20 protein-coding genes and 2 pseudogenes are annotated in these 20575 nt (G+C 67.8%); 8 read left to right on the top strand and 14 right to left on the bottom strand.

Features of this window, described 5'->3' with window-relative positions:
• Window positions 1–234: 234 nt before the first annotated feature.
• Window positions 235–366, bottom strand: coding sequence for a hypothetical protein (locus C3492_RS46505; RefSeq protein WP_258056226.1), 132 nt, complete (start codon window positions 364–366; stop codon window positions 235–237).
• The gene (locus C3492_RS42230; RefSeq protein WP_103817889.1) at window positions 363–1502 is read right to left on the bottom strand and encodes a CdaR family transcriptional regulator; all 1140 of its coding nucleotides are present in this window, start codon (window positions 1500–1502) and stop codon (window positions 363–365) included. The genes C3492_RS46505 and C3492_RS42230 overlap by 4 nt, the downstream gene beginning before the upstream one ends.
• Window positions 1503–1589: 87 nt before the next feature.
• On the opposite strand from C3492_RS42230, the gene C3492_RS42235 reads away from it, so the two are divergent.
• Together C3492_RS42235 and C3492_RS42240 are read left to right on the top strand one after the other, a co-directional pair.
• Entirely contained in the window at window positions 1590–2666 is a 1077-nt protein-coding gene (locus C3492_RS42235) for a ferredoxin reductase (protein ID WP_103817890.1), read from the top strand.
• Between the two features lie 7 nt (window positions 2667–2673).
• Window positions 2674–3792, top strand: a complete 1119-nt coding sequence (locus C3492_RS42240; protein ID WP_103817891.1) for an acyl-CoA desaturase — start codon at window positions 2674–2676, stop codon at window positions 3790–3792.
• 454 nt (window positions 3793–4246) lie between these two features.
• On the opposite strand, the pseudogene C3492_RS42245 reads toward C3492_RS42240, so the two are convergent.
• Window positions 4247–4417, bottom strand: a pseudogene (locus C3492_RS42245) (RNase J family beta-CASP ribonuclease); the annotation flags it as partial.
• 56 nt (window positions 4418–4473) lie between these two features.
• Entirely contained in the window at window positions 4474–4935 is a 462-nt protein-coding gene (locus C3492_RS42250; RefSeq protein ID WP_103817911.1) for an ATP-binding protein, read from the bottom strand.
• Window positions 4936–5131: 196 nt separating this feature from the next.
• Between C3492_RS42250 and C3492_RS42255 the strand changes: the two genes are divergently transcribed.
• Window positions 5132–5914, top strand: a complete 783-nt coding sequence (locus C3492_RS42255; RefSeq protein ID WP_103817892.1) for a hemolysin III family protein — start codon at window positions 5132–5134, stop codon at window positions 5912–5914.
• A gap of 96 nt (window positions 5915–6010) precedes the next feature.
• Here C3492_RS42255 and C3492_RS42260 read toward each other — a convergent pair whose 3' ends face one another.
• Window positions 6011–6346 (bottom strand): MerR family transcriptional regulator, encoded by a 336-nt coding sequence (locus C3492_RS42260; protein ID WP_103817893.1) that lies wholly within the window; start codon window positions 6344–6346, stop codon window positions 6011–6013.
• A 770-nt stretch (window positions 6347–7116) separates the two neighbouring features.
• On the opposite strand from C3492_RS42260, the gene C3492_RS42265 reads away from it, so the two are divergent.
• The gene (locus C3492_RS42265) at window positions 7117–7476 is read left to right on the top strand and encodes a hypothetical protein (RefSeq protein ID WP_103817894.1); all 360 of its coding nucleotides are present in this window, start codon (window positions 7117–7119) and stop codon (window positions 7474–7476) included.
• 648 nt (window positions 7477–8124) lie between these two features.
• Here the strand turns inward: C3492_RS42265 and C3492_RS42275 are convergent.
• The 7 genes from C3492_RS42275 to C3492_RS42310 form a co-directional block, all read right to left on the bottom strand.
• Window positions 8125–8451: an SCO5918 family protein gene (locus C3492_RS42275; RefSeq protein ID WP_103817895.1), complete on the bottom strand. Its 327-nt coding sequence runs from the start codon at window positions 8449–8451 to the stop codon at window positions 8125–8127.
• A gap of 48 nt (window positions 8452–8499) precedes the next feature.
• Window positions 8500–8901 carry a CBS domain-containing protein gene (locus tag C3492_RS42280; protein WP_103817896.1) on the bottom strand — a complete coding sequence of 134 codons (402 nt, stop codon included), beginning with the start codon at window positions 8899–8901 and terminating at the stop codon, window positions 8500–8502.
• Window positions 8902–8945: 44 nt separating this feature from the next.
• Entirely contained in the window at window positions 8946–10442 is a 1497-nt protein-coding gene (locus C3492_RS42285) for a DEAD/DEAH box helicase (protein ID WP_103817897.1), read from the bottom strand.
• Between the two features lie 346 nt (window positions 10443–10788).
• Window positions 10789–10992: a cold-shock protein gene (locus C3492_RS42290; RefSeq protein WP_103817898.1), complete on the bottom strand. Its 204-nt coding sequence runs from the start codon at window positions 10990–10992 to the stop codon at window positions 10789–10791.
• Window positions 10993–11947: 955 nt separating this feature from the next.
• The gene (locus tag C3492_RS42295; RefSeq protein WP_103817913.1) at window positions 11948–12190 is read right to left on the bottom strand and encodes a DUF5302 domain-containing protein; all 243 of its coding nucleotides are present in this window, start codon (window positions 12188–12190) and stop codon (window positions 11948–11950) included.
• 204 nt (window positions 12191–12394) lie between these two features.
• Window positions 12395–13810, bottom strand: a complete 1416-nt coding sequence (locus tag C3492_RS42300; protein ID WP_103817899.1) for a DEAD/DEAH box helicase — start codon at window positions 13808–13810, stop codon at window positions 12395–12397.
• Window positions 13811–14255: 445 nt separating this feature from the next.
• Complete coding sequence (locus C3492_RS42310; RefSeq protein ID WP_308461189.1) at window positions 14256–15713, bottom strand: IS110 family transposase; 1458 nt, start codon at window positions 15711–15713, stop codon at window positions 14256–14258.
• A 412-nt stretch (window positions 15714–16125) separates the two neighbouring features.
• Here C3492_RS42310 and C3492_RS46510 point away from each other — a divergent pair, with 412 nt between their 5' ends.
• The gene (locus C3492_RS46510) at window positions 16126–16257 is read left to right on the top strand and encodes a hypothetical protein (protein WP_258056221.1); all 132 of its coding nucleotides are present in this window, start codon (window positions 16126–16128) and stop codon (window positions 16255–16257) included.
• A gap of 187 nt (window positions 16258–16444) precedes the next feature.
• On the opposite strand, the gene C3492_RS44385 is transcribed toward C3492_RS46510, so the two are convergent.
• Both C3492_RS44385 and C3492_RS44390 read right to left on the bottom strand, forming a co-directional pair.
• Complete coding sequence (locus C3492_RS44385) at window positions 16445–17473, bottom strand: WD40 repeat domain-containing protein (protein WP_146075801.1); 1029 nt, start codon at window positions 17471–17473, stop codon at window positions 16445–16447.
• Window positions 17470–18171, bottom strand: a complete 702-nt coding sequence (locus C3492_RS44390; protein WP_146075802.1) for a hypothetical protein — start codon at window positions 18169–18171, stop codon at window positions 17470–17472. Before C3492_RS44390 ends, C3492_RS44385 begins: the two co-directional genes overlap by 4 nt.
• On the opposite strand from C3492_RS44390, the pseudogene C3492_RS42315 reads away from it, so the two are divergent.
• From C3492_RS42315 to infA, 3 genes and pseudogenes are all read left to right on the top strand, one after another.
• Window positions 18134–19202, top strand: a pseudogene (locus C3492_RS42315) (GTP-binding protein). The gene C3492_RS44390 and the pseudogene C3492_RS42315 overlap by 38 nt on opposite strands.
• 252 nt (window positions 19203–19454) lie before the next feature.
• Window positions 19455–20252: an N-acetyltransferase gene (locus C3492_RS42320; protein WP_103817900.1), complete on the top strand. Its 798-nt coding sequence runs from the start codon at window positions 19455–19457 to the stop codon at window positions 20250–20252.
• Window positions 20253–20316: 64 nt separating this feature from the next.
• On the top strand, window positions 20317–20541 hold the full coding sequence (infA, locus tag C3492_RS42325) for a translation initiation factor IF-1 (protein WP_103817901.1): 225 nt from the start codon (window positions 20317–20319) through the stop codon (window positions 20539–20541).
• The last annotated feature ends 34 nt before the right edge of the window (window positions 20542–20575 follow it).

Consider the following 20575-nt stretch of genomic DNA (forward strand, 5'->3'; position numbering starts at 1 on the left):
TTCTATTTCCTGGCCCATCGCCATGCATGTGGGTGCCCAGGGAGTCAAACGGGCGTCACGGCCGACAGTCCGCCCTTTCAACCCGGTCGCTCCAGCCTTCGCCAACACCCTGCTCGACGCGACCGGCATCCTCCTCGGCCAACTCCCGCTCAGTCGCGACCGGGTGTGGCTGGTCGTGCGAGACGCGGGCCTGACGGATCGGCAGGTGGGCGACTCGTGGTGGAACGCTCCCTGTCAGCCGACCTGCTGCACCTTGATCGCGTCGCTCACCAGAACCGCCCCGGCTGCAAGGACGTCCAGGTAGACACCGAGCACGATGCCGGGATCCGCCGGGAGTTCATGGACGACGGTCGAAGTACGCGTCAACTGGCCCGAAGACCGACCGCCAGCGTCAGTTCAAGGACTCGGTGTGGCGATGCGAGGTCCGGAAACAGCTCCCGCAGCTGCGACATCCGGTACCGGACTGTCTGGGGATGGACGAACAACGCCGCCGCCACCTCGTCCCGCCTGCCCTGGTGCAGCAGCCACGCCCGCAACGTCTCCTCCAGCCGCCGGGCGGTCGCCAGGGGCAAGGTGTGCAACGGTGCGAGGGCTCGGGCACGCAGGTCTGCGAACGCGTCCACGTCGGCGCTCAGCACCAGCTCGGGCAGGTGGTCCTCGGTGTCGCGGATATCAGAGGAGAGGGAGCGCGCGCGTAGGGCTCGTGCGTACGAGGCGGACGCACGGGTCCATGGCCGGGTCGGGCCGACCACAGCGGTGCGGTCGGTCAGCTGCCGCAGGAGATGTGATCGGTCGGCATCGGGGACGAGCAGCACACCGGTGGCGTCCGGCAGATCGTCGAGGACGAGGGTGCTCGGGTCGAGCGCGCGGTAGGCAGGCCGGGCCTGGGCGGCGGGCAGCAGGACCGCCGTCAGCGAATCCGGAGGCTGCCATCCGGCCCGTTGAGCAGAGGCCAGCAGCACGTCCGGGCTCGCGCCGGCGAGGAGGTCGCGGGCCAGGTGTTCCAGGTGGCGCTCGTGGGCCCTGCCCCGGGCGGCCAGTTCGTCGGCGTGGCCCGCGGCGCTCGCGGCGGAGAGCTCGTCGATGTAGGCGAAGGTCAGCTCGGCGAACTTGGCGACCTCGGCGGCGGGCAGACCTGCGGACACGGCGCCCGCTGCCAGGCATCGCCAGGCCACGCGGGCGCCGACGCGGTAGGCGCTGAGCAGGGCGTCCATCGAACGGCCGTCGCGCACCTCGCCGCGGCCCAGCTCGTAGGCCGCGTCACCGGCGTCGCCGCCTGTGGCATTCCCACTCGCGAGGTCCAGGTAGTGCCCCAGCGCGGTGCGGACGGCTCGGCGGATGGTGCCGCCCATGCTGCCCGAAAGAGCGTTGGCGTAGGAAGGGACCTCGTCGATGATCGCCTGGACGACCTCGTCGGCGGTGGTCTTCAGCGCGGCCCGAAGTGCGGTGACCGTCGTCTCATCCAGGGCCAGTTCGCTGGCCCTCCGGATTGCATGGCTCACGTCCTTGTTCCCTGCGAACAATTCAACCGACCAGATTCACGTCCTGCGGTCAGGACTTTACGCCCTGAGGCGCAGCAAGCTGGAGTCATGACGAGTGCAACCCTCCGCAGCAGGGCGTGGAAACTGCTGGAGATGGTCACGACGCCGCTGCTGCCGTCGGACTACCTCGACCTGGTCAGCCCACTGCGTGCGGGCGCCGATCTGCGGGGGCGCATCGAGGCCGTGCACCCTGAGACGGGTGACGCCGCGACCATCGTGATCAGACCGGGTCGGGGCTGGCGCGGCCACAGGGCCGGTCAGTACGTGCGGATCGGGGTCGACGTCGACGGGGTGCGCCTGTGGCGTGCCTACTCCATCACCTCGCCGGCAAAACGCCAGGACGGCCGCGTCACGATCACTGTGAAGGCGATCCCGGACGGCAAGGTCAGCAACCACCTGGTCCGCAGGGCGAAACCGGGCACGCTGATCCAACTCGACCAGGCGACCGGTGACTTCGTGCTGCCGCAGGCCACGCCCGCCAAGGTGCTCTACCTGACGGCCGGCAGCGGCATCACACCCGTGATGGGCATGCTGCGCGACACCGAGTTCGACGACGTCGTCATGGTCCACTGCGCGCCACGGCCGCAGGACGTGATCTTCCGCAACGAACTGCACGACCTGGTCGCGGACAAGAAGCTGCGGCTCACCGAGGTGCACACCGTCACAGCCGGCATGCTCGACATCGCCCGTCTCGACGAACTCGTGCCCGACTGGGCCGAGCGCGAGACCTGGGCTTGCGGGCCCGCGGGCCTGCTCGACGCCGCCGAAGAGCACTGGAGAGAGCACGGCGTCCAAGAGCGCCTGCACACCGAACGCTTCCGCCCCGGCATCGTCGTCGCCGGCGACGGCGACGGCGGCGGCGGCGGCGGCGGCGAGGTTACGTTCAGCGCCACCGGCAAGACCGTCGACGCGGACGGCGCCACGCCGTTGCTGGACGTCGGCGAGGAGGCCGGCGTGCTCATGCCGTCCGGGTGCCGCATGGGCATCTGCTTCGGCTGCGTCACGCCGCTCAAGGCGGGCGCCGTCCGAGACCTGCGTACCGGCGAGATCACGGAGGCCGAGCCGGGCGTCCTCATCCAGACCTGTGTGTCCGCCGCGGCGGGCCCTTGCGACATCGAACGGTAGGAGCACCTTGACCGCCATCGACCCCACCGCCCATCTGACGGCGGAGCAGATCGAGGAGCTCGGCCACGAGCTGGACGCGATCCGCGACGAAGTGATCGCCGGACGCGGTGAGAAAGACGCCGCCTACATCCGTAGGGTCATCTCCGCGCAGCGCAAGCTCGAGCTGGTCAGCAGGGGCGTGCTGCTGTTCTCGATCTTCCCGCCGGCGTGGCTGCTCGGCACCGCCGGTCTGTCCGTGGCGAAGATCATGGACAACATGGAGATCGGCCACAACATCCTGCACGGCCAGTGGGACTGGATGCGGGACCCGAAGATCCACTCCACCACCTGGGAATGGGATCACGTCTCGCCGGCCGACCAGTGGAAGCACTCGCACAACGAGCTGCACCACACGTACACCAACGTGATCGGCAAGGACAACGACCTCGGCTACGGCATCATGCGCGTCGACGAGGACCAGGAGTGGCACCCGTTCCACCTCGGCCAGCCGCTGTGGAACTTCATCAACGCCTGCTTCTTCGAGTACGGCATCGCAGCTTACGACCTGGAGCTCGGCAAGAACCTGAACAAGCGCCGCCGCAAGACCCCGGAGTTCCGCGCGCGGGCCAAGGCGGTGGGCCGCAAGATCCGCAAGCAGGTGCTCAAGGACTACGTGATCCACCCGCTGCTGTCGGGCCCGTCGTTCCTCCCCACGCTCGCCGCCACGTTCACCGCGAACCTGGTCCGCAACATCTGGTCCCACTCCGTGATCATGTGCGGGCACTTCCCCGAGGGCGTGCAGGTCTTCGAGCGCCGGTCGATCAAGGGCGAGACGCGCGGCCAGTGGTACCTGCGCCAGATGATGGGCTCGGCGAACATCAGCGGCAGCAGGGCCATGCACTTCATGACCGGCAACCTGTCGCACCAGATCGAGCACCACCTGTTCCCGGACCTGCCCAGCAACCGGTACGCCGAGGTCGCTGTGAAGGTGCGCGCGCTGTTCGAGAAGTACGAGCTGGAGTACGTCACCGGACCGCTGCCCAAGCAGGTGTTCTCCGCGTGGCGCAAGGTCTTCCGGCTCTCGCTGCCGAACAAGAAGCCCGAGGTCAAGACGCCGGACCGTGAGCAGGAGCTCGTCGCCGCCTGATTGTTACAACCGCCTGGCTCACGAACCCGAGGTCAGGCGCCCTTGTCCGCAGGCTCCAGAATCGCCGCGCACTCCACGTGCGACGTCATCGGAAACACGTCGCAAGGTGTGTGGACGGGAGGAGAATCTGCAGGTCACATGGGGCTTTCCTGCCTTGGGCGCGGGCTGTGAGGCGGCCGGAGCGTCAAATGAGCGTCATGTCTGACGGTTCTCTCCTCCTTTGGCCGGTACACCGGGCTGTCCGCGTTTCTGACGCCCGTGGCCGTCATGTTGCTGCTCGGGCGGCAGGTCAGCTGCTGGAGGTGCTGCGGGATGCCCGGCGCAGCGCTCGCCACCGGGCCGCCCGGCCTGACCCGGTGGGCCGGTGATGAGGCTGGACATCAGGACCGACTCGTCGCCGGGTTTCACCTCGTGCACATCGGCGTCCGCCCCCGGACGCCTGCCCGGGTGTGGCTCAGGCGTCGATGATGACGGGGATGATGAGGGGCTTGCGGCGGTGGGCGCGGAACGCCCAGTTCGCCACGGCGCGGGCGAGGAGCTGTTCGAGTTGGCGCGCGTCCCCGACGCCTTCCTCGGCCGCGGTGGCCAGGGTCTTCTCGATGACGGGGATGACCGGCTCGAAGGTGCGACTACCTGGAGGGCCGGTAGACACCTGCGCCAGGTTCCGGCGCCCAGGGACGGTCACAGAAGGCGGCCGGCCGGATCTCCGCCGGGGTCGTCGGCCAGCACGATGGCGGCCCTGACCCGCTTGCCCACCGGCTCGCGGCGCACCTCGAAGCTCTGGCACACGGCCATGATGATCTCCAGGCCGTACTGCCCGACCCGGCCCGGGTCTGCGGGGCAGGCCGCGGGCAGTGTCGGGTCGGTGTCCCAGACGCTGATCTGGACGGCGCCTGCGCTGACCTCCAGGTCCAGCAGGCAGGGGCCGGGCGCGTACTTGTAGGCGTTGGTGACCAGCTCGCTGACGGCCAGTTGCACGGTGCCCATCGCGCGGTCGGAGACCAGGATGCCGTGTACTGCCTGTACGTCGGTCAGGAAGCGGCGGGCCGCGCTGCGGGCCTCGGCGATCGGTTCGCTGCCCTCGAAGGCGAGGGCCGACAGTATCGGGCGGCGGGCCAGCGGCTGGTCCTCGCTTTCGTGCACCACTGGGCCCACATCGCCACCCTCATTCTGAGCAACCCGGGTTGAGACGCACGAATACCCCCGAAACGGCATGGCACGCATCCGCACCACCGGCCCCTCGCCCGACGTGACTCCCTGTGGCGGCCACCGCAGGCCCAGTTGGTGGCGAGACCGACGTCGACGGACGCCGCGACGGGCAGGCTCTTAGCATGATCGGATGGTTGCCGATGACGCCCAGAAGAACGGGACAGGACGGGAAGTTGTGTCTGGGGACGCCGCAGCCGGTCTCTCCGGCGGATCACATCATGGCAATGCCGGGGAGGAGTTTCACCCGGTTGCCGACCTGGTCGAGTGGGCGGCCGACCTGGTCGAGCCGGTCAAGCCGAAGCTGCGTGGCTGGCTCCATGCCGCGATGGTCCCCGCCTCGGTGAGCGCCGGCATCGTCCTCGTCTGCCTGGCTCGGACCCAGCAGGCGGCCCTGGCCTGCACCGTGTACTCCGTCACCGCCTGGCTGCTGTTCGGGACGAGCGCCGTCTACCACCTCGGTACCTGGGGGCCGATGGGCGAGGCCGTCCTGCGTCGCCTCGATCACGCCAACATCTTCCTGATCACCGCCGGGACCAGCACCCCTCTGGCCGTGCTCCTCCTCCCTCCCGACCGGCGAAACCTGCTGCTGTGGATCGTATGGACGGGTGCGCTTACCGGTATCGCCTTCCGCGTGCTGTGGGTCAACGCTTCCCGCTGGCTGTACACCCCCTGCTACCTGGCCCTGGGATGGGCACCGGTGCGTTACCTGCCCGACTTCCTGCACACCGGCGGTGCGGCCGTGGTCACCCTGACAGTGACCGGCGGTCTCCTCTACAGCGCGGGCGCGGTGGTCTACGCCGTCCAACGCCCCGACCCCTCGCCCCGCTGGTTCGGCTTCCACGAGGTGTTCCACGCCTTGACCGTGGCGGCCTTCACCGCGCACTACATCGCCATCTCCCTCGCCGTCTACTGACGGTGGAACCGTTCGGACACGAGCACCATCTCTGCGCGCCACAGCCCTGCCACGCGCGGGTGTGCCAGCCCGCCGGTGTCGGCGGGCCCGCTCACCTCAGGCTGTGGCCGATGGACTGGACGATCCGCCGGTGCGGCGGTATTCGGCGTTGATGCGCCGGGCTTCTTCGAGCTGGTCTTCGAGGATGATGATCCGGCATGCGGCTTCGATCGGGGTGCCCTGGTCGACGAGCTCACGCGCGCGGGCCGCGATGCGCAGTCGGTAGCGGGAGTAGCGGCGGCGTCCGCCCTCGGAGCGCAGTGGTGTGATCAGCCGCGCTTCGCCGATGCCGCGGAGAAGGCCGGGAGTGGTACCGAGCAACTCGGCGGCCCGGCCCATCGTGTAGGCGGGGTAGTCGTCGTCGAGACGGCTTAGCGACTCGTCTGCTCTCATCTGGAACGCGTGGAGGGGCCTTGGTGCCGCTTGGCACCAAGGCCCCGAAGGAACTGCAACACCATCTGCCGGCCCTAGTGCTGCGCCGGCCTTCTGTTTCCGCCCAGCCGCCTGATACTCCGACGGGGGTGCGGGGATCGCGGATGCGTGACCGGAGACCACCTACCTATCGATGTCCTGCGGTACCCGGGCTCGCGTCTTCCGCCCGGGCGATCCTGATGGTGCTCGACTCCTCCGTCCTTCCCTCGGAACCAATCACTTGCAAACAGGGACTGCGTACCCCTGGTGCTGCAACCGCGTCAACTGCGGTCCTGCTCATGGCGGCCCCTCATCACTTCGGGCCACCCGGTCCGGTCGTCAGTCCCGTCACCGTCGTACAACAACCTGGCTTCGGAACTCCACCACCGCACCGTCATACGTGCACTGCTGCCCGGCAGTTCGTGTCTGCCGGGCCTTGCTCGATCTCGGCTACGAAAGAAACCATAATCACTGAGACAGCGAATATCTACTCCAGCGAGCATAGATTTGCTGCGGCTCGACGATGAGGTCTCCTGCTGAAGCGCACGCGATACCGCACAAGCGTTCGTCGAAGACCTGCGGCAGCCGAACGGCAGCAGACCAACGCCTCGAAGCACGCCCCTGGCTCGCAGCCGCCGCACATGCGCACCCCGGCCTGTCGTGCGGCATCAGGGGAGCCGTAGGCGCCCGTCTCGCCCGGTTGCGCCATCGTCCGAGCCGCCCGGGCGGGCCGGTGCATAGAATCCGACCCCATGCCGAAGCTTGACGAACTGCTCGTTGCGATAGCTGCCCTTGTGGAGTCCGGGCAGAGCAATCAGATGTCCCTGACCGTGGTCACCAGTGGTGCTGTCATCACCGGTCGGCTGGCTCCGGAAGCCATGTGGAGGCAGAGGGTGTCTGAGGTGCTGACGGGCTCCGCCGACCTGGGCGAGTTCTCCGCCGTCTTCGACACCCCCGCGAGGAAGGACGAACCGCCCAGGCATCTACATTTCCACGTCGCCCGGATTCTGCAGGGTACGGTGGGGATCCCGGAGACAGGCGGGATGTACCGCGTCGCGATCGAGGACGTCAGTGCCTGGACCGTGGGCGACTTCAGCTACTCCGACCACTGACTCACCGACCCACTTCCGTTCTAGTGGTCGTCGCAACACCCCGGTGCAAGGGGTGCGATGGACTTCGCTACCTGGAAGGATCTGCGGCCTCAGGGGCCCAGGAGGTCGGACCCTGAGCGGGAGGAACACCTTCGGCTCGTGGATCTTGGAATAGGGAACACGGAAGCCTGCCGGATCATCGGCATCAACCGCCGCACCGGCAAGCGTCGGCTCTACGGCCGGCAGGCATCCGCGAGGTACAGGGCAGCCCCGCCCGTCGTGGACACGGGGGCCTGCCCTGGCAAGGACCCGAACCCCCGGCTCGCCCTGAGGAACCCGTCGGCCCGTCGCGCTACCTCACCGAGGCCGACCGCATCCACATCGCTGACCGGCTCCGGGAGAAGCCGTCCGTCCGGGCCATCGCGGCCGAGCTGGCCGCAGCCCCTCCACCGTAAGCCGGCAGATCCGCCGCAACCACGCGCTCATGTCAGGCGGCGGCTGGTCCTACCGTCCGCACGCAGCCCAGTGCCGCGCGGGCGCCCGCGAACCGCGTTGGGAGACCCCAGCCGAGCGTCTGTCCTAAGTGCTCACCGTTTGATCAACTCACCTCAGTGTTGCTACGCCCCCTGAATTCGCCCACGCCGGTGGGGCCTCACTGCTCGGTTCGGCTCACACCTGTCCGTACGTCAGGCGGACAGGGGGAGCGCCGAGCGTTGCGGAAGCCGGCCCGTACGGGCCGGCCAGGGGCGCAGATGCGGTGGTAGGGCGGGTGCGGCAGGTGAAGCCGAGTCGGGTCATGGCCCTGAGGACTTCGCCGGTGCTGAAATCACGCCGGTCCTGGCGGGTGACGACCTGGCCGACCTGCTTGGCGGGGTAGTGGCGTCGTCCGATGATGACGAACTCACCGGTGACCGGCTCGGGTCTCACGCCCTTCATCGATTCCACCACGCCGCTCTTGGTCAGGTCGAACGGGAAGCGGGCGATGACACAGCGCATGATGCCTCCAGGGAGAGAGAAGACGGGGCCGCGTGGGGTGAGGGCGGCTCAGCGGGAAAGGGCGAGGGCGCTCAGAGCGTTGCCGTGTCCGTCGGCCACGGGCGCGGCCCCGAGCCGGCGGCAGCACATCGCACGCTCGGCTTCGGCCCCAGTGGTCAGCAGTGGGGCGAAGGGCCCGATGACGTCGGCGATGTCACGCAGGCGGATCCGGTCCGTGTATCCGGAACCGTCACGAACGGCCGTGAGCCGGTCCCGGGTGACCAGGCCGGTGCACGTACCGTCCTCGTCGCAGACGACCAGCTGACCTGTACGGGCGGCGGCCATCACGGACAGTGCCACCTCCACGGTCATGTCCTCCCAGACCTGCGGTCCGGCCGCGTCCGCGGGATCGGCCGCGGTGTGCACGGCGTTGGTACGTGTTGAGCGGAACTGCGTCTGGTCCAGCGTCAAAGGGTGCCTCCTGTGAAGTCGGGCGGGCTTCCTGACAGCGGGTTCTATGCCGCCGCACCGGCGGTGGACTGCCGTACGGGCGCGCGGCGGGCCGCCGAGACGGGGCGGCGTCGGCCGCGTGAGGTGGCGCCGCGCTTCTTGGGGCGTTCGACCACCGGTGCGGTGATGACGACCGGGATGCCGGAGGGGGCCTGGGCGCCGGTGATGCGGTGCAGGGCCTCTTCGCCGACGCGGACCTGGGTGGTCTGCGGCACGATGCCGGCCGCTGCCATGAGGCGGGTCATGCCGCGGCGCTGGTTGGGGGTGACCAGGGTGACGACGCTGCCGGACTCGCCGGCGCGGGCGGTACGGCCACCGCGGTGGAGGTAGTCCTTGTGGTCGGTCGGCGGGTCGACGTTGACGACGAGGTCGAGGTTGTCGACGTGGATGCCGCGCGCCGCGACGTTGGTCGCTACCAGCACGTTGACGTGTCCGGTCTTGAACTGTGCCAGTGTGCGGGTGCGCTGTGGCTGTGACTTCCCGCCGTGCAGGGCGGCGGCCCGTACCCCGCTGTTCAGGAGGTGTTCGGTGAGGCCGTCGACGGCGTGCTTGGTGTCGAGGAACATGATCACGCGGCCGTCGCGTGCGGCGATCTGGGTGGTTGCCGTGTGCTTGTCGGCTCCATGAATGTGGAGCACGTGGTGCTCCATCGTCGTGACCGCGCCGGCCGAGGGGTCGACGGAGTGCACGACGGGGTCGCTGAGGTAGCGGCGCACGAGCAGGTCGACGTTGCGGTCGAGAGTGGCGGAGAACAGCATGCGCTGGCCTTCGGGGCGGACCTGGTCGAGGAGGGCGGTGACCTGCGGCATGAAGCCCATGTCGGCCATCTGGTCGGCCTCGTCGAGGACGGTGATGGAAACCTGGTTCAGCCGGCAGTCGCCACGGTCGATGAGGTCTTTGAGGCGTCCCGGCGTGGCGACGACGATCTCGGCGCCGGCGCGCAGCGCGCTCGCCTGTCGGCCGATCGGCATTCCGCCCACCACCGTGGCCAGCCGCAGCCTCACGGAGCGGGCGTACGGGGCGAGCGCGTCGGTGACCTGCTGCGCCAGCTCACGCGTGGGTACGAGGATCAGCCCCAGCGGCTGCCTGGCCTCGGCGCGCTGCCCGGCCGTACGGGCCAGCAGTGCCAGCCCGAAGGCGAGGGTCTTGCCGGAGCCGGTGCGGCCACGGCCCAGTACGTCGCGGCCGGCGAGTGAATTCGGCAGGGTCGCGGCCTGGATCGGGAAGGGTACGGTCACGCCTTGCGAGCTGAGCGCGCCCAGCAGCGCCCCGGGCATGTCGAGATCGGCGAAGCCCTTTACGGCGGGGAGCGCGGGAGTGATCGTCTCGGGCAGCGCGAACTCCCCCTGGACCGCGGCGGGCCGGCGGCCGTAACCACCGGAACGGCCCGGCCCGCCGGAGCGGCTCCTGGCCGCCGAACCGAATCGGCTGCCGCCCCTTCCGAATTCGGCACTGCCGTTACGGGTGCGGTTGAAGCGGTCGTTCGTGCGTGTGCGGTTCATGCGGAACCTTCCTCGATGCGGCACATATCAAGGAATTCCCCCAGCAATGAGCAGCACGGAGAATCGCAAGAATGGACCGGTGGAATGCGAAAGCGAATCTGACCGACGGAAAATCCGTGCGGGCACAGGAACTGGAATGAGTGGCGCGAAGCGGACGCAATGTTCGGGCGTCCGTCGCGATGAAGCTATGAAGGGATGCGTGCACCCCTGAAGGATGCCCCGTATGCGGTGAGCCTACGGGTTTCCTGGTTGTCGTCCGCAGGCGAAACCACTGCGGAAAATGCGAGTAGCTGGGGCCCGCACCCCGAAGGACGCGGGCCCCAGCTACAACTACGCGACAATCAGGTCAGGCGAGAACGATGTTCTCCGCCGTGGGGCCCTTCTGGCCCTGCGCGATGTCGAAGGTCACCTTCTGGCCCTCGACCAGCTCACGGAAGCCCTGGGCGGCGATGTTCGAGTAGTGGGCGAACACATCAGCGCCGCCACCGTCCTGCTCGATGAAGCCGAAGCCCTTTTCCGCGTTGAACCACTTCACAGTACCAGCAGCCATATCATTTCTCCTTTGGGGCAGTGCATCGGGATCCGCACTGCACGGACCCCGTGTCGCCGCGATGATCACCCCGCCGGGAAAAGACCGGACAACAAAAGTGCTTCCAGTGGCACAAGCGCCGACCGGAGGGCACTTGAAGTTTTGGGAACCACAACTGCAACTGAGATCGACAGTAGCACGCCGAAGCGGCCTGTGTACGGTGAAGCATCCCACCCCACGTAATGCGGTAGAGAATCTGTCTGCCTGCCCCGTTGAAACCTCAGCTCGCGGGCACAGATTTTGACCCAGCCGGAGCGCAACGTTTCGGGAAGTTTTGGTGGCGCGCCCAGCGTAAGGGCTGCTCCCCCAAAAGATGGTGCGGGCGGGCGTGGAGATCAGGGTGGCTCCGGCAAGCGTCACGGCCCGTCTGCGGCGCACGCACGGAAGCGGCCCTATCGAAGACCAGCAAGGACCAGACCGTCGATCAGCTCGGTGGAAACAGCAGCATCCTGGTGCGGCAACGCCGTGAGCACGGGGAAACGGCTGCTGACGGATCAGTACCTGACCCTCGACGACCCTCGCCAGCGGGACGCATTCTGAAGCAGGCGGTACAGCTGGTCTTCAGTCGTGCCTTCGTGGAAGAGACGGTGCCGTGGCCCGCCGTACGAGCCTCGGGCCCGGACGGCGAGGAACTGACGACAGCCGCAGTCGTTTTTCACAGCGGTACAGGGGCACGCAAGGCGCGCAGCACCGGCCGCGTACCCTCGGACAGGGCAGTGCTCATCCCGGAATTCCAGTTCGGCGGCGCCACCGACCCGAACCAACCGCATCTGGACCATTGCCCCAGGCGAGTCCGCCGGCTACGCCCCGCCCGCAACGCGCACACGGGCATGCGCACGTCGCGGGCCACTGCACGGGACACGCGAGTGGATAGCGCGAGTGCCGGTGCAGCGGTTGGATCGCGGGACTCACCGACTCAGCCGCCGCTCTTGCGCCTGAACGACCGCTGGCTCGCAGCCGGGCCGTGCGCCGAACGCACCTTCGACGCATCGGACTTGGCGGCAATATCAGCGGCGTCCGCCTGCGCACCACGCTTGCGCGCCAGGGCTTCGCGGAACTTGCGCTTGAGGTCGTAGTTGCCGTCGCTGTCCGGCCCCAGAGGGGACGTCTCGGGGACAGCCGGCTCCGAACCTTCCGTAGATACGGGCTCTGCGGTCATGGTGATCTCCTGGGTTCGGGGGTGGGCAAGCACAGCTTGTCATGCTGGGCGCAGTGCGAGGCGCCGGCAACGTCATCCTGCTCCGTTTCGGCGGGTATCCCTCTCGCGGCCAAAGGCGCTGACTTCGTAGGTGAGGCGCGCATGACGGCTTCGGGCCGGGCCGAGGGTTGTCGAACCCGTGGCCAGGCTGCCAGGGCAACGGCTTCAGCCGTTGCGACGCACGAGGGCGGCCCTGCGGGCCTCGGCGAGCTTGCGGGCCTCGCCGGCCTTTCGGGACTTGCCGCCGGCGCCGTGGGAGGTGCCCTTGCTGGTGCCGAGGCCGCGGAAGGGAGCGTTGGTGTTCTTGGGCCGGGGGACGGCGGGCCCGCCGTCGAGCGGGAGCCCGGAGGGAGTCTTGGCGCCGGTGATCCGGCTCAGCTCCGCCTCGCCCGAGCGCACCTTGGTGACGGTCGGCTCGATGCCGGCCCCGGCCATCATGCGGCTCGTCTCACGGCGCTGGCCCGCCAGCACGAGCGTGACCACGCTGCCGGACTCACCGGCGCGGGCGGTGCGGCCCGCCCGGTGCACATAGTCCTTGGGGTCGGTGGGCGGGTCGACGTTGACCACGAGATCGAGGTCGTCGACGTGCAGGCCACGGGCCGCTACGTTGGTCGCCACCAGAACCGTGATGTGGCCGTTCTTGAACTGCGTCAGGGTCCGCGTGCGCTGTGGCTGGGACTTGCCGCTGTGCAGGGCCCCGGCGTGCACCCCGCTGGCCCGCAGATGCCGGGTGAGCTGGTCGACGGCGTGCTTGGTGTCGAGGAACAGCAGTACGCGGCCGTCGCGGGCGGCGATCTCCGTGGTGACCGCGTAGCGGTCGGGGCCGTGGACGACCAGGACGTGGTGCTCCATCGTCGTGACTGTGCCCGCGGACGGGTCGACCGAGTGGACGACGGGGTCGTGGAGGTATCGGCGGACCAACTGATCGACGTCCCGGTCCAGAGTGGCCGAGAACAGCATCCGCTGGCCGTCGGGGTGTACCTGGTCGAGCAGGTCGACGACCTGCGGCAGGAATCCCATGTCGCCCATCTGGTCGGCCTCGTCCAGCACGGTGATTCTCACCCGTCCCAGGCGGCAGGCGTTGCGCTCGATCAGGTCGTGCAGGCGTCCGGGGGTGGCGACGACCACCTCGGCTCCCTGGCGCAGCGCGGCGACCTGCCGGCCGATCGGCGTTCCGCCGACGACCGTGGCGATCCGTAGTCGCAGTGCCTCGGCGTACGGCGCCAGCGCCTGGGTGACCTGTTGGGCCAGCTCCCGGGTGGGCACCAGGATCAGAGCAAGGGGCTGCTTCGGTTCCGCGCGCCGCCCGGCCGTCCGTGTCAGCAGCGGCAGGCCGAAGGCGAGCGTCTTGCCTGATCCGGTGCGCCCGCGTCCCAGGATGTCGCGTCCCTCCAGGGCATCGGGCAGTGTGGCGGCCTGGATCGGAAAGGGTTCGCGCACCCCGAGTTCGCTCAGTGTCCGCAGCAGCTCCGTCGGCAGTTCCAGACCGGCGAAGGTGACGGCCGGGGGCGGCGCCGGAGCCGTTGCCCCAGACTGGGCGGGACTGCCGTGAGCGATGCCGGAGTCATTGGGATGCTTCATGAACAGCCTTCCGCAAGGGAGCGTACCGAGGAAGGCCCGGCAGGTTTGAACAGCCCACGCACAAGCCGAGCGGAGCAGGCAGCATCGCCCACCGCGACGACCACGCAAACGCGTGAGACTAACACATGGCATAGCCTCGCGCCGCTGATACCGGTCGCCCCTGCGTACAGGTGCTGGCAGCGGGTCGGCCTGGAGCAGGCGTTCCCCTTGAAGAACGGCCCCACTCCACGGGGGAGCTGCCGAGCCACGCATCGAGCCGTACGAGCGGAGCGCCGGGCGGGGCAGCAGACCCCTGCTGCGGGTGCAGGTCAGCAAGCCGGACGCCGTCCGGCCCTGGCCGAGGTCACCACCCTGTGACGGTCTAGGAACTGCGCCTGCGAGCCCTGGAAGAACACCCCGGCGAGCGCATCGCGCTGCACCCTGCCGCCCAGGGAGTGACGTCGTGTCAGCAGATGACGAGCATCCCGACATCCCGCTCCCGGCTACCGTGACGGGGCACACCCTCCAGATCTGCTTCGAGCTGACCACGCTCTATCCCGCCGTGAGCGCCGCGATCCGGCCCCGACGTGATGCTCGACCTGAGGGAAACGACCAGCCGGATCGCAAATCCAGCGTCCTCGAGCGCATCGTGGGAACACGAACTGCATGAGGAGCCGAGCGCGTCATGCGCGCAAGCGCAGTCGAGTTCTAGACGAAGCCCCACCGGAGTGATCCGGTGGGGCTTCGTCCAGTGGCTCCGGACAGAGGCCGCGCCAGAATGCTCCCCGGCGCGGCCTGGCCCTATCACCGGCCTGTCACAGACGCCCCTATAACGCGGGGGCGCGGCAAACCGGTCTGACCAGGTTGAAGACCTCGCGGGCGGCATACCGCTTGAGGCATCGGATGATCTCACGCCGGGTCTTGCCCTCCTGGGTGCGGCGTTCGTAGTACGCCTGGTGCGCGGGTCGTGGCGCAGGCGGGTGAAGACGATGCGGTGCAGGGCGGCGTTGGCCTGCCGGTCGCCGCCGTAGTTGAGCCGGCGCGTGCTCCGACGGCCCGACGAATACTCGACGGGGCTGACTCCGCAAAGGGCAGCAAAGGACGCCTCGGTGCCCAGTCGCTCGGGGTTATCCCCCATGGTGATCAGCAAGGTGACTGCGCTGTCCGGGCCGATGCCCACCGGTACGAGCAGCTGCGGGGCGTGACGTTCGACGAGCCGGGTCAGGCGTTGGTTCAGCTCATTGATCTGCCCGGTGAGCTGTTCGATGCGCTCGGCGAGCATGCGCAACGTCAAGTGGGTGGCCTGGGTCACTGCGTCCTCGTCTCCCCCACCGCCGGGTAGGCCGAGGCGCGCGCAGGTGCGGAACAGCTCGCGGTTGCCCAGGCTGGACAGCCGTTCCCGCAGGGCGGGGTCGGCGATGACGAGGACGGCCTTGAGCTGGTTGATCGCCTGGGTACGGGCCTTGACCGCGGAGTCCTTGGCGAGTTTCAACATCCGGGCGCTGTGCACCGGACCGTCACCGGACTTGGCCCGGGCCCGGGCGCGACCGCTGAGCACGGCCCGCGCGGCGGCCTGCGCATCGAGCGGGTCCGACTTCCCCAGCAGCCGGCGGGCCGACCGGTCGGACCGGTTCACCTCATATACCTCGACCTGCTGCGCCAGCAGGTAGCGGGACAGGCCCGCGCCGAAGGTGCCCGTGCCCTCCACACCGGCCCGGCGCACCGTACCCCGCTTGCGGGCCCACACGAGCAACTGTCGGTAGCCAGCCGCTGTCGCCGGAAAGGACGCGGTCCCCAGGATCTTCCCGAGCGGGGAGATCACGGCGGCGACGTGAACCTCGCCGTGCGTGTCCACGCCCAGCACGACCTCGCGCCGAACGGGCGGATCCGTGCTCGAGGAGGTGCTGCGCTGTCTGGTCGTCATGGTGGTTCTCCTCCCGCGTGGTGACGTGCTGGGTGGATGACACCGGCCTGCTCGGGCGGTCTGAACCGTGATGGCGCCTGAACTCGGCAAGGCCCCTATTGGGACACGCCCTGTGGCTCGGTGGCAGGCAGCATCCCGCAACGGCAGTCGACAGGTCCGTGACTGGACACTTCGGTCATAGATCTCACGAGTCAGACCTCCGCCCGGGACGGCACTGCACAACCGTCCCATCGATCCCGGTACAGCAGCATGGCTCGATCGCTACCGGATGACTTCGGCCGAACCGATACTCAACCTGACTGAACGAGCTGACAAGGCGTTGGCTCTCGTCCACTCCTGACCGGGTATTGGCAGGGAGACGTCACGCAAGGAAGTGGTGCTCACCGGCTGCGGCAGCTGCCGCTCCTCCCCCATGATCAGCACCCCGATGGCCCACTCACCGGAAGAGGACTCCTGGATCAGCTTCGACTGCGGATCGACCCACGAAGGCGTCTGTACCTTCATGTACAGCGACTGGTACCAGATCCGCCTCGCAAAGTTCTGACCTCGACGTGCAGCCCCGGCTCGCTCGCCACCAGGGCCACCACGCCGATGATCAGGCCCAGCACGTCGACGGCGACGGAATTTCCTACGCCTGCCTGCACCGAGCTGCTGGTTCCATCGACTCAGGGGGACTTGGTGTGTCAGCGCAGCCCTCTATGCTGCTGTGCGGCCCCAGCCGGGGCCGGTACTCACTCCGACACGGAATAGACCTTGATTTCGCCCTGCGCTGTCCCCGCCGCAACAAGAGTGGTTCCATCGGGCTGATCAAGCGCGGCCACCGATACACCGGACAGCGAGAGGTCTATCAGCTCACCGGTGTAGGCATGCCAGGTCCGAATAGTTCCGCTCGCCCCCGCGGCCAACAGCAAAGGTGTGCCACTAGGACAAGCGGTGGCCAGGAGGTGCACGTCAGACGTGGTCGCCAATGGCTCCCCTACCCGCTCACCTGTTACCGCGTCCCAGCGAGAAATCTCACCGTGCGCATCACTCGAGGCGAACAGCCTTCCCCCCCCAGTCGTAGCCAGATGAGAGATAGCCCTTACCGCCGACGAATGCCCTTCGACCGGAAGGCCGATGGCGGCACCGGTCACAGCATCCCATCGTCTGAGGTAACCGGCATCGTCTCCGGACACGATGACGGAATCTGTAGTCGAGAGGCGAATGAACTCTACAGACAGAACGGACGTGTTGTGGCCGCGGAGAGGAGCACCTACCTGTTCGCCAGTTGCGAGGTCCCACCGATAGATAGCGTGGTTTTGCCCGGCACCTAGAAGTACCGTGCGATTATCCGGAAAAGATGCTGACTTCATACCCCAGATCGTCCAATCCGACGAATCCAGGAGGTCCAGAGGATCCCCGGTGAGCGCGTCCCAGCGTTCAACGCCGTCTTCCGTTGACACGGCTAGAATGCGTCGCCCATCCGGAAGTCCCACCAGCACTGCGTCGTTGCAGTCGGGAAGCTCTTCCATGGAGGACCACAACGATGCACCGGTACTAAGGTCCCAACCACGGATCACCGGCTCCGCTCCCGCTATCGAGACAAGGAGAGCCGCCCCGTCCACACCGGGACCCATTATGGGACGCACCGCGTTCGGCCGTCCCGTATCGATGGCCAACACCTCAACAGCTTTCAACAGGGGTGAACCTTTCTGCGGGCACGAGCCGGGAAATTCTACCATGGAACGTTCACCTCCTTCGCCGCTGATTTGGCTCGTCATTTCTCGCCTTCTTCGGCACCTTCCTCGATCAACGCCTGCGGAGTAACGATCGACTCCAGGGACTGAGTAACCACCCGCATCGCGGCCCCTCGTCCCGGCTTGAGCCCAAGTGCCTTCCTCGCAGCGTTCAGGTATCCTTTGTCCACCACCTTGCCGAGCAGCATTCCATTCGTGTTCTCCAAGGCCTCAGATTCCTCTTCCCCCAGACCGATGAACCTCCCGAGAGCCTTTGCACAGTTCGGACCACATACACGAGTTGTGACGTACGCACTGCGAACCTTGGTGATTTCTCCACCCAGTTCGTCTTCTTGCAGCGCCTCATTCTCCCGATAGGCAGCCGCCACTTGCTCGGCGTGCACACCTTTTTGCTCGGACTTGACGACTGCCACACCAAGATCTTCAAGCTGCTGCTCAAGATCCTTCTTTATTCCTGAGCTAGAGAAAACCAGGTATCGAATCCCGACGGGATCCTCACCCAGAGGCTCATCCACCTCAACCTGTGCCACGACAAGGGTATAATCCCCATTCGCCTTACCCGCCGGGCTATTCGCCGCAGCATTCTCGCGATACTGATTCACGTACCACATGAGCTTCTGATACATCATCATCGCGAATCCGAGGGGAACTGCCGACTTTTTTGGCGCGTGAGAGACCAGAGTTATCGGGTTTTGGGACGAGCCGCCGACGCCGGTCAACATCGACGCCGCCCTGGTGCGCGGCGGCGAGGCGGCCCTGTCGCGCACCGAGGAACGCCTGGTCGAGATGACCAACGGCTGCATCTGCTGCACCCTGCGCGACGACCTGCTTCAGGAGGTCGACCGGCTGGCCCGCGAGGGCCGCTTCGACTACCTGCTCATCGAGTCGTCCGGCATCTCCGAACCCATGCCGGTCGCCGCGACCTTCGCCTTCGCCCGCGACGACGGCGCCACCCTCGGCGAGATCGCCCGCCTGGACACCATGGTCACGGTCGTGGACGCCGCGAACTTCCTGCCCGAGCTGGCAAGCGGCGACGAACTCGTCGAGCGCGGCCTGGACCAGTACGAGGACGACGAACGCACCGTCAGCCCTGCTGATGGACCAGATCGAGTTCGCCGACGTCATCGTCCTCAACAAACTCGACCTTGTCGACGAGGAGTCGGCCGACCGGCTGCGGGCGACGCTCACCCGACTCAACCCGGCCGCACGTGTCGTCCCGGCCGTCCACGGCTGCGTGAAGGTGAGCGACGTGCTGGGCACCACCCTGTTCGACCTGGAACGCGCCCAACAGGCCCCCGGCTGGTTGCGGGAGCTCAACGGTGACCACGTCCCCGAGACCGAGGAGTACGGCATCTCCTCCACCGTCTTCCGCTCCGGACTGCCGTTCCATCCACATCGGTTGTGGAGGTTCGTGACCGAGGAGTTCGACAGCGGCGCATACGGACAGATCCTTCGCTCCAAGGGCTTCTTCACCCTCGCCAGCCGCCCGCACGTGACGGGCCTGTGGTCACAGGCCGGTTCCGTCGCACGCTTCGAGCCCTCCGCTGCACGCGGCACCGACAACCCCGAGTGTCAGGAACTGGTCTTCATCGGCACGCACCTCGACGCGGACCCACTGCACGGGGCACTGACCGACTGCCTCATGGCCGACGGCGAGAGCCCGCCACCAACGGACCCGTTCCCCACCTGGGACACCTACGGCATCGACGACACCTGCGGCCACGAGCGTCCCGAACTCGTTGCGGGTGCCTGAGGACCCCGGGCCGGGCGGTGAACGCAGCCACAGCGCCGCCCGGCCCGGTACGGACAACATGAGCTCCGGAAAAATGCGTTGGGCCGACCGGCCCCCGCTGATAGCGTCCGGGCAGCCGTGAGAGAACGCGAGGAGGTGAGACCCATGAAGGCGGTATCCATGTGGGTGCTCCCCCATGTCGTCACGGTGGGCGATTGACGCAGGTGTCGCCCGGGAGCGCCTCAGACAAGGCACTCCTGAGAGGCAACACCTATGAACTTCGCGCATTCCACTCCGGGCACGGACAACCATCCGGTTCTGGTCACACGGGTCTCGGAAACGCAGTGGCACGCCGTGGAGGACGACCTGACGGTCGGCCGCGGCGACGCTTCGCGCCGACCCGACGGGCGACTCTTCATCAGCATCGACGCGTGGCACAGCGCGGTCTTCGACCGCATCGCCGACGCGATGCTGAAGGACCTGCCGACACCGCTGTACACCGTCGTCGCCGAGGCCGACCACGACTCGAGGTCCGCCTGGGAGCGGGCCGGCTTCGCCGCCGCACGCCGCGAGTGGGACTATCTCGTACCGACCGACTCACAGATCACCGGGCTCGGCTCGGTACGGCCCCCGTCCGGCGTGACGATCATGCCCGCCGGCGAGGCGGAGGAGGGCCCGCTGCGCGCCCTGGACCGCATCATCCGCGACGAGGTCGAGGCCACCGTCGGATGGCGCACGATGCCGGCCGAGGTGCTGCCCCGCCCAGCGGGGACCACCGTGCTCGACCCGTCGAAATACGCGGTGGCAAGGCACGTGAACGAGTACGTGGGACTGGTCCGAGTGGCCCCGCTGACCCGGCAGCCACGGATCGGGCTGATCGCCGTCCGGGCCGACAGACACCGCCGCGGCATCGCCCGGGCGCTGCTGGCCGACGCGCTGGGTTCGCTGCACCACTCCGGGACCGCTACGGCATGGGCCGAGGTGAACGAGTCCAACGCGGCGGCCACCGCCCTGTTCGAGAGCATCGGGGCACAGCGCACGGCCAGCACCCTGGAACTCGTCCGCCGCTGACGCTCCGCCGCACAGCACCGAGCGAAGCCGATTACACCGCCGCAGAACGAAAGAAGTGAGAGCCATGACAAAAACAGCAGGGGGCGTAGAAGCCGAAGGCACCGTCGTCGAGTGCCTGCGCAATGCCACCTTCAAGGTGGAGCTGCAGAACGGGCACACGGTGCTCGCCCACATCAGCGGGAAGATCCGGAAGAACCGCATCAAGATCCTCCCCTACGACCGAGTGCTCGTGGAACTCAGCCCCTACGACCTCACCCGCGGCCGGATCCGCTACCGGTACAGGGCGTAGCGGCAAGTGCCGGTGCCTCCGAGACCACCCGGTA

This window comes from Streptomyces sp. Ru62 (assembly GCF_002920615.1).
Classification (GTDB): Bacteria; Actinomycetota; Actinomycetes; order Streptomycetales; family Streptomycetaceae; genus Streptomyces.